The 8,955-nt window shown below is 41.6% G+C and carries 14 protein-coding genes; all 14 read left to right on the forward strand.

Annotation, left to right across the window (positions count from 1 at the left end; genetic code table 11):
* The first annotated feature begins 382 nt into the window (after positions 1-382).
* A complete protein-coding gene (locus VZ94_RS04305) occupies positions 383-793 on the forward strand; it encodes a hypothetical protein (protein WP_045778295.1) in 411 nt (136 codons plus the stop codon).
* Between the two features lie 34 nt (positions 794-827).
* On the forward strand, positions 828-1,679 hold the full coding sequence (locus tag VZ94_RS04310; protein WP_045778296.1) for a hypothetical protein: 852 nt from the start codon (positions 828-830) through the stop codon (positions 1,677-1,679).
* A gap of 370 nt (positions 1,680-2,049) precedes the next feature.
* On the forward strand, positions 2,050-2,526 hold the full coding sequence (locus VZ94_RS26775) for a GHMP family kinase ATP-binding protein (protein WP_204369041.1): 477 nt from the start codon (positions 2,050-2,052) through the stop codon (positions 2,524-2,526).
* Positions 2,527-2,531: 5 nt separating this feature from the next.
* Entirely contained in the window at positions 2,532-3,044 is a 513-nt protein-coding gene (locus tag VZ94_RS26780) for a hypothetical protein (protein ID WP_204369042.1), read from the forward strand.
* 3 nt (positions 3,045-3,047) lie between these two features.
* A complete protein-coding gene (locus VZ94_RS04320; protein WP_204369043.1) occupies positions 3,048-3,785 on the forward strand; it encodes a transketolase in 738 nt (245 codons plus the stop codon).
* Positions 3,786-3,869: 84 nt separating this feature from the next.
* On the forward strand, positions 3,870-4,007 hold the full coding sequence (locus VZ94_RS26785; protein ID WP_204369044.1) for a hypothetical protein: 138 nt from the start codon (positions 3,870-3,872) through the stop codon (positions 4,005-4,007).
* Positions 3,982-4,833 (forward strand): transketolase family protein, encoded by an 852-nt coding sequence (locus VZ94_RS04325; RefSeq protein ID WP_204369045.1) that lies wholly within the window; start codon positions 3,982-3,984, stop codon positions 4,831-4,833. Before VZ94_RS26785 ends, VZ94_RS04325 begins: the two co-directional genes overlap by 26 nt.
* Before the next feature lie 27 nt (positions 4,834-4,860).
* A complete protein-coding gene (locus tag VZ94_RS30185; protein ID WP_204369046.1) occupies positions 4,861-5,337 on the forward strand; it encodes an aminotransferase class I/II-fold pyridoxal phosphate-dependent enzyme in 477 nt (158 codons plus the stop codon).
* Positions 5,321-6,034 carry a DegT/DnrJ/EryC1/StrS family aminotransferase gene (locus VZ94_RS26795; protein WP_204369047.1) on the forward strand — a complete coding sequence of 238 codons (714 nt, stop codon included), beginning with the start codon at positions 5,321-5,323 and terminating at the stop codon, positions 6,032-6,034. The genes VZ94_RS30185 and VZ94_RS26795 overlap by 17 nt, the downstream gene beginning before the upstream one ends.
* Positions 6,034-6,483: a sugar phosphate nucleotidyltransferase gene (locus VZ94_RS24210; RefSeq protein ID WP_157844846.1), complete on the forward strand. Its 450-nt coding sequence runs from the start codon at positions 6,034-6,036 to the stop codon at positions 6,481-6,483. The genes VZ94_RS26795 and VZ94_RS24210 overlap by 1 nt, the downstream gene beginning before the upstream one ends.
* Positions 6,470-6,742: a glycosyltransferase family protein gene (locus tag VZ94_RS24215; RefSeq protein ID WP_082081381.1), complete on the forward strand. Its 273-nt coding sequence runs from the start codon at positions 6,470-6,472 to the stop codon at positions 6,740-6,742. The genes VZ94_RS24210 and VZ94_RS24215 overlap by 14 nt, the downstream gene beginning before the upstream one ends.
* Before the next feature lie 68 nt (positions 6,743-6,810).
* Positions 6,811-7,749, forward strand: a complete 939-nt coding sequence (locus VZ94_RS04340; RefSeq protein WP_082081384.1) for an NAD-dependent epimerase/dehydratase family protein — start codon at positions 6,811-6,813, stop codon at positions 7,747-7,749.
* A gap of 16 nt (positions 7,750-7,765) precedes the next feature.
* The gene (gene lhgD / locus VZ94_RS04345; RefSeq protein ID WP_045778298.1) at positions 7,766-8,800 is read left to right on the forward strand and encodes an L-2-hydroxyglutarate dehydrogenase; all 1,035 of its coding nucleotides are present in this window, start codon (positions 7,766-7,768) and stop codon (positions 8,798-8,800) included.
* A 71-nt stretch (positions 8,801-8,871) separates the two neighbouring features.
* Positions 8,872-8,955, forward strand: an 84-nt coding sequence (gene tnpA / locus VZ94_RS33060) for an IS66 family insertion sequence element accessory protein TnpA (RefSeq protein ID WP_439097694.1), incomplete at its 3' end; no start/stop codon positions are given.

An 8,955-nucleotide genomic window follows, 5' to 3' on the forward strand; every position in this document is an offset into this window, starting at 1 on the left:
GCAGCATGCCTGCTGCCAACACCTGGAACCACAAGGATGTGGTGAATGCAGAAAACGCACGACTGCAGGACGCAGGAGGTAGAGCAATGCAGGAGCTATTGCCGAGGAGCAGTTTTCTGTCACCCTAAATATCCTGTCCCTGCTAAAGTGTGTAGCCCAAATTTTTTGTAGAGATTATCCGCTAAAAATTGGCAGCCCTTAATTTGAGGAAAATCGCTTAAAATGACATGCTGCATTTTTTGCGGATAGCATATACATAAAGTCGACAGCCCACTCCAAAATGGCGATTTGGCTTTACGCACATAAATTTAAATTGCCCTGTCTTAAGTTCGAGCTTATTTTCTGCTTAAGCAAATTCACTATTTTAATAAGAGAGGTTTAAATGGAACTTATTTCAAAGAAATCATGGAGTGCTCCAGTACTAACAATTATCGATAAAATACTGAGTGAGGAACAGAAAAATAAGCTTGCTTCGTTACAAAAACGCAAAGTATATATCTATAAACTTGGCGTTTATTGGCGAATGCTACCTTCTTTTAAACCTACGACTCGCTTGATATATGATGTTTATATTTGGGATCTTATACCTCCATCGATTTTAACCGAACTTAGGGAACACAAAGCAGATTTGATAATTGATGTGTCCATTGAGCCGTTATTCGTAAAACCTGATAATGAACAGCCACCTAAGGACGATATTATCGAAATATATCAGGCATTACGCGATCTTAATATTCCTCCCGCTAGAATTATTCTTGCAGATTCCAATTTATCGGCACCGGCGTTTTCATGAGGCCGTTGTTTCTGAACTAGGTATTACTGAGCCAATGCGTATATGGTCGTTAGACTTTGCCATGGTATATACCGCCTTAAAGCTAGAGAGCGACCCTGCAATACAAGAACTCATCACAGCCAATGTCAGCTTAGAAAAAAGAATTGCCGAACAGCAACAGCCTTTGAAGCCATTTTTGTATTTAATCCGTAGAATAAAATTTCATCGTATGGTTGTCATTTTAGCGCTATTGGATTATTTCAAAGAGAGTCAAATTGTTTTTTCTTTACTCGGAGGCTATGAAGTCAGTCAAGTCAGTAACACGGATTTATTAGCCTACGAACTAAATAGTGCTGTTAAATTTCTTGAAGCGGCACCAAATTTTAGAGCAGGTGTTAACTGGCTTGAAATAGCTAATCGTTTAACACAACAGTTTCCTATTACTATTCCAGGCTCGGATTCATTCGCCGATAACAAAAGCTTTGCATTTCGCTCTATCGACGGTAAATGGTATTCCGAAACGTTTATGAGTATCGTCGGTGAATCTTACTTTACCAGTGGAGAGTCATTATTTATTACTGAAAAACTGGTCAAACCCCTTTATTGGTCTCATCCATTCGTTGTCCTTGGCGACCCTGGAACGCTAGAACGCCTAAGAGCATTAGGTTTTAGGACATTTAACAAAGTTATTGATGAGCACTACGACACTATCAAAGACCCTGGCATGCGTTTACTCGCGCTGATTACCGAGTTATACCGCTTAGGCTCCCTTAGCCCAGCCGAATTGAGCCAAGCGCGAAACGGATTAGCAGAAGATGTGCAATATAATTTTGATTACCTCTGTAATGGCTTTTATCCACATTTTGCTGAATTGTTTGTCGATTCTTTCGCAGAGATTATGAAATAAGCACTACCGGTGCAATCGAAATAGAGAGTTTTTCATAGTATGCAAAAATCTCTCTATACAGAAACTGCTAATTTGTATCCTTGTCAAGCAGTGCCGGGTAGTCCTATCTATTCCATGGCGAAGAAAAATGGTTGGCAGTTCCTGATTTTTAAGAAGGCCACGCATTTTGACTCTATGAAAGCCAACCGTTACCGACTAAATATTTAAGTTCAGTTCAAGTATTGAGTTTCCGTGATTCTGCTTGGCAAAAATATTTTTCTAATCCTGTGTATCTTAATTTGGTTGAGCATAGCTTTGGGCATCAAGAAAGGCAAAATATTGAGGATATGATTAAACTAAAACGCAAAATCCTCGGAGACTAAAGGTTTCAATGATTATTACCCGTACACCTTATAGAATCTCTTTTTTTGGTGGCGGCACCGATTATCCGCCTTGGTTTAGACAACACGGTGGTGCAGTTCTCGCTACGACAATCGATAAATACTGTTACATTAGTTGTAGGAAATTGCCGCCATTTTTTGAGCATAAACATCGTATTGTTTATTCTCATATTGAAAATGTTCAAGAAATAGCCGAGGTTAAACATCCTGCGGTTCGAGCAGTTTTACAATGGGCAAATGTTACTGAAGGGCTTGAGATTCATCACGACGGCGATCTTCCGGCCCGTTCAGGCTTAGGTTCTAGCTCCTCGTTTACCGTCGGGCTTGTCCACGCTTTATATGCCTTGCGCGGGCAAATGACGAATAAAGAACAGCTAGCCAGTGATGCAATTCATATTGAGCAACAATTAATTGGTGAAAAACGTCGGTTCTCAAGACCAGGTTTCTGCCGCTTTTGGCGGCTTTAATTTAATTGAATTTCATAGAAATGACGTTTTTGACGTTTACCCCTATTATTCTTCCTGCTCATAGAGTGAAATTATTACAAAGCCACTTAATGTTGTGCTTTACCGGCTTTTCACGTATTGCTTCCGAGATTGCCAAAGCAAAAATCGATAATCTTCATCATCGCGAGCTAGAATTAAAGCGTATGCGGGGAATGGTTGATGAGGCCTTGCTGATATTGCAGGGCGAACAATCTTTGGATGATTTTGGTGTGTTGCTTGATTTGGCTTGGCGCTATAAGCGTAGTTTATCTGATCGCGTATCCACACCAGAAATTGATGCAATTTATGAAGCCGCGAAAAAGGCTGGTGCCATTGGCGGAAAAATTTTAGGCGCGGGTGGTGGTGGTTTTTTATTGTTATTCGCTAGACCAGAAGACCATGATGCTATTCGGGAAAAGCTTAATTATTTAATACATGTACCATTTAATTTCGATAACTCAGGTAGCAAAGTGGTGTTATATCAACCGAATGGGCTATAAATTTTGAATACAAGAGAATCAGCTATTGATTTATTAGCCAAATGCCATTGGGTTTGGCGTGAAACCTTGGCAATTCATAGGCGTGCGCCAGAAACACGCGTTGCCTCGTCCTTGTCTGCCATCGAATTATTCGTCGCGTTGTATTATGGCGGCATTCTACGGTTTTACCCGCAAAACCCGTTAGCAGATGATAGAGACCGATGCGTGATTAGCAAAGGTCATGGCTCAATTTGTATGTATCCCATCTTAGCCGATTTAGGATTCTTTCCACTTGAAGCATTACAACATGTTTGTGAATCAGGCAGTTTTTTAGGTGGTATTCCTGACCCTGTGATTCCTGGTTATGAAACAGTGAATGGCTCTTTAGGTCATGGTTTAGGCGTCGCGACCGGAATGGCTTTAGGCTTAAAGCGTAAAAACAGTGATAGCAATGTTTTTGTGATGGTGGGCGATGGAGAGTTGCATGAAGGGGCGAATTGGGAAGCGCTGATGTTTGCTTCGCATCATCGGTTAGATAACTTGCATTTGATTGTCGATGATAACCACATCAGTATGTTGGGTTATACCGATGATATTGTGTCGCATCAGCAGTTAAATCAACGTTTATCCGCTTTTGGTTGGGATTGTTTAGATGTTGACGGTCACGATGTCTATGCGGTTCAAGCCCTATTAGCCCAGCAAAAAAAATACGCGGGCTGGCAAACCCAAGGCGTTGATTGCAAAAACGTTAAAAGGACATAGCGTGCCAGGGCTCGAAAATGCACCGTTATGCCATATCATGAACCCTAAGCCAGAATTGATTGATAAGTTATTGGAGCCGCAAGCATGAGTATGAAAGCGATAGCGATGCGGGATGCTTTGTTAGAGCAAATCTGGCGGGCCATGTCTGATAATAAGCAAATTTTCTTTGTGTCTGCTGATTTTGGCTCACCCGTGCTTGACAAAAATTCGTGCGGATTTTAATGAGCGCTTCGTTAATGTGGGCATTGCTGAGCAAAATTTAATCAATGTGTCTGCTGGGCTGGCGCTCGAAGGCTATACCGTTTTTGCTTATGCCATTGCGCCTTTTATCACCATGCGCTGCTATGAGCAAATTCGTGTTAGCTTAGCGCTATTATCAGAAGTTCGCCCCATGAATGTTAATTTAATCGGAGTAGGTGCTGGTTATAGCTATGTTGTTTCAGGCCCTACTCATCAATGTTATGAAGATATTACGTTGATGCGTGCATTACCTAATTTTCAGGTTTTATCGCCCTCTGACCATGTGACAGCGGCTGCTTTGTTAAGTACTTGTTTGAATCAACAAGGACCTAAATATTTACGGTTAGATGCGCAAGTCTTATCGGTTATTTACCCAGATGGCGCGCCAGAATTAGCCAAAGGTTTTCATAGTCACCGACAGTCAGGGCAACTGGTTTTAGTTGCCACGGGTTATATGCTGCATACCGCAATTACCGTTGCGGGGTTGCTTTCTGAATATGGCTTAGACGTCGGTGTGATTGATTTATTTGATTTAGCCAGATTTTCAGCCGACGATTTGTGTAATGTATTAAAGGATTATGCAGGCGTTGTAACGTTGGAAGAGGGATTTAAAGGACGCGGTGGGTTAGATGCGTTAATGTTTGATTTGCTATCGCATCGAGGGATAGCGGCTAAAATGCTTAATATTGGCGTAGAGCCGAAATATCGCTTTGAGTTAGGTTCACGCACGGAGCTGCATGAACACGTAGGTATTGGGCCTGAAGTCGTGCTTAAGCAAATCTTGGCCTTTAAAGAGCGCTTTTGTTGAATACCAATTAGAGTCATTGGAGAACTCATGAAATTTCCGTTAATGCGCAACAATATCTTAAGAGAAGATCTTGATGCCGTTATAGCACATTTAAAACAAGATGACCCCATGCTGACAAATGGCGCCAATGTGCGGGCCTTTGAGCAAGAATGGTCTGAATGGTTAGGTGTTAAATACAGTGTTTTTGTTAATTCTGGCGCGTCAGCTAATTTATTAACCATGGCTGTATTAAAAATTCGCTATCCGGAAGGTGGCGATGTTATTGTCCCTACGCTTACGTGGGTATCGGATATTGCTTCTGTGATACAAAATGGCTTTACGCCTATTTTTGTTGATATTGACCCATGCACATTAGCGATGGATAGTCAGCAAATTATTAGTCAATTAACCGATAAGACCCGAGCCGTGTTTTTAACCCATGTGCAGGGCTTTGATGGTTTAACTGATGAATTACTCACTGAGCTAGCACAGCGCAATATTCCGTTAATTGAAGACGTTTTGTGAATCGCACGGCGCAACGCATAATAATAAACGCTTAGGCAGTTACGGTTGGATTTCTAATTTTTCTTTCTATTATGCCCATCATATGAGCACGATAGAGGGTGGCATGGTTTGTACCGATGATGATGAAGTTTATCAGCAAATTCGCATGTTACGCTCCCATGGAATGGTAAGAGAGGCTAATGATTTATCGCTACGCGAGTCGTATCAACAAGCCTATCCAGCTTTAAATCCCGACTTTATTTTTGCTTATCCCGCTTATAACATGCGCAACACGGAAATAGGCGGCATTCTTGGGCGTAGCCAGTTAAAACGTCTTGATGCGAATGTACAACGACGCACTGATAATTTAATGCGTTTTTTAAAACAAATTGATTCGAGTAAATACTTTACTGACTTTAAATTGGAAGGCTCTAGTAATTATGCTTTTAATTTAATACTCAATGAGCCGGATGACGGGTTTGTCGTCAGATTAATGGCAGCAATGCGTGAAGCAGGTGTTGAATTTCGACGCGGCAGTGCCGGAGGTGGTAATCAACTAAGGCAGCCCTATTTACAAGGTATTGTGCCGGAAAATTTTTACTTACAGTTTCCAAACGTTGAGCATGTTCATTTTTACGGTTTTTATATCGGGAATTTCCCTGATCTTCAGGATTGGGAAATCGATGACTTATGCCGTATTTTAAATTCAGTTAAATAGTGTCTAAGGTCAATACGGCTATTATCCTGGCGGGTGGTTTAGGCACACGATTGCGTAGTGTTGTTTCTGAGTTGCCTAAACCTATGGCGAGTGTGTCGGGGCGTCCTTTTCTGGAGCATTTAATGGATTATTGGTTTGCTCAGGGCGTGACACGTTTTATCTTATCAGTGGGTTATCAATCTGACATTATTACGACGCATTTTGGCGCACATTATCGTCATGCTCGAATAGACTATGCTATTGAATCGGAACCACTAGGCACAGGTGGCGGCTTGTTCTATGCGTTACAAGAAGTTGATGAAACAGTATTAGTATTGAACGGGGATACTTTTTTTTCTGTAGCGTTAGACGAACTGGCTGATTTTCATAAAAACCATGATTCTAGTTGGACGTTTTTCATTATTTCGCACGGACTATTATGGTCGGTATATGGGGATGAGGGTCGCTGAAAATGGCCTTATCTCTGCCTTTAAATCTAATGATACTGAGCCAGGCCGGTTGGCTAATGGTGGCGTTTATCTTGTAGAGCCGTCTGTGCTTAACCAAAGCTGTTTTCGTATCGGTGCTAAATTTTCTTTGGAAGATGAGTTATTACCCGAATTACTGATGCAAGGTGTTCAGTTTTATGGTATGGAATGTTCTGGTCGATTCATCGATATAGGCATTCCTGACGATTATTTTCGGGCCGCCGAAGTAATATCGGCATAAATTTAACAGAAAATAAACAAGCGGCGTAGGATTTGTCCGGTATTTTAAAAGTAAACAGGAGACACAGAGTGGCATTTAATATTTTAGTGACCGGAGGTGCGGGTTATTTAGGTTCGACCATGGTACCTGATTTGTTATCTGCGGGACATCAAGTGACGGTGTTGGACAATTTCATGTATCAACAGGCTAGCTTAAATCATGTTTGTTACCACCCTAACTTTCATGTTGTTAAAGGCGATATTCGGCTCACTGATACCCTGCTACCCTTGTTGAGCAAGGCTGACATTATTATTCCGCTTGCGGCTTATGTGGGGGCGCCTTTATGTAATCAAGACCCTGTCGGTGCGCAATCGATTAATCATGATGCCATTCTGTTGATGCTAAAACATATTTCTAAAGAGCAGAGAGTTTTAATGCCCACAACCAATAGTGCCTATGGTTCGGGGGATGAGAATAATTTTTGTACAGAAGAATCACCGTTACGGCCCATTTCAAACTATGCGATAGATAAGGTCGCGATTGAAAAAGAGCTTATGCAACATCCTAACGCGATAAGTTTCCGTTTAGCGACGGTGTTTGGTATGTCACCGCGTATGCGTATTGATTTACTCGTCAATGATTTCGCTTATAGAGCGGTGTACGACCGTTTTATAGTGTTGTTTGAAAGTCATTTTAAACGCAACTATATTCATGTACGCGATGTATCTAAAGCGTTTCAACATGGCATTAACCATTTTGAGACGATGAAAGGGCAAATTTATAACGTTGGTTTGTCGGATGCTAACGTATCAAAGTATGAATTATGCGAACATATACAAGCATTAATACCGAGTTTTGTCTTTATGGAAGCGCCGGTAGGTAAAGATCCCGATCAACGCAACTATATCGTATCAAACGTTAAAATTGAAGCGACCGGTTATCAACCGTCGGTCAGTTTGTCTCAAGGCTTAGCCGAATTGATTAAAGGCTATACCATGATTAAAAATTCAAAATACGGCAACGTCTAATTCATACCCTTGCTTTATGCATAGTCACACGTTTGATGTCGTTATCATTGGTACGGGTATTGTAGGGTTGACAGTGGCTTATGAGATACTTCAGCGGCAGCCATCTAGTAAAATCGCACTATTAGACAAAGAGTCCGATGTCGCTAAACATGCCAGCGGACGCAATAGCGGTGTCATGCATTGTGGTATTTATTACGCTAGCGATACGCTAAAAGCGCAGGTCTGTGCTAAAGGTGCACAACGAATGCGGCTTTTTGCTGAGGCTGAAGCAATAGCTTATCGTGCCTGTGGTAAAGTCATCTTAGCAACTTCCGAGCAACAATTACCGGTGGTGGATAAATTATTAACTAACGCACAGCAAAATCATATTCCTGCTGAGCGTATTGATAATCAACAGTTACGAGAATTAGAGCCTTATGCCGCTACTGAATTAGCAGCGATTTATTGTCCAACCACAGCGGTTATTGATAGCTTAGCGGTCGTGACCCGATTACGAGATAAATTATTAGCGCAAGGGGTTAAGTTTTTCTTTAATACCCGAGTGGTTGGCGCTCAGCAAAGCCAGTCTATTCAGACCACTGACGGCACATTTTCTTATGGTTTCTTAGTTAACTGTGCCGGTGCTTATGCCGATACGATTGCTAAGTATTTTGGTTTAGCAGAGGATTACGCCTTAGTACCGTTTAAAGGTATTTATTGGAAGTTAACCGCTGATGCGGCGCCCAAAGTACGCGCTAATATTTATCCTGTGCCTGATATTTCCTTACCGTTCTTGGGTGTGCATTTAACCCGAGTAATTAATAACGATGTGTATATTGGGCCAACCGCTATTCCGGCGTTTGGTCGAGAAAATTATCAGCTCACCGAAGGCTTAAGCGTCGGCGAAAGTCTGGATATATCATGGCAACTACTAAAAATGTATGCGCGTAATGCCAATAATTTTAGAAAATTAGCTCACTTGGAAATCGCTAAATATCGTAAAGAAAATTTCTTGCAAGCGGCGCGTAAGTTAATGCCTAGCTTAACCGGCGATGATATGGTCGCATCGTAAGCGCTCAACCAAACCACCTGTTCTAATAAATTCAGAACCGTTATTCTCAAAATTTTTGAAGAGGATAATGCATGACCTTAACCGCGCATTGGATACATCACCTGAACACTTGGCAAAGCAGCGGAATGACGCAAGCGGCGTATTGCCGACAGCAT

Source organism: Methylocucumis oryzae (assembly GCF_000963695.1).
GTDB lineage: Bacteria > Pseudomonadota > Gammaproteobacteria > Methylococcales > Methylomonadaceae > Methylovulum > Methylovulum oryzae.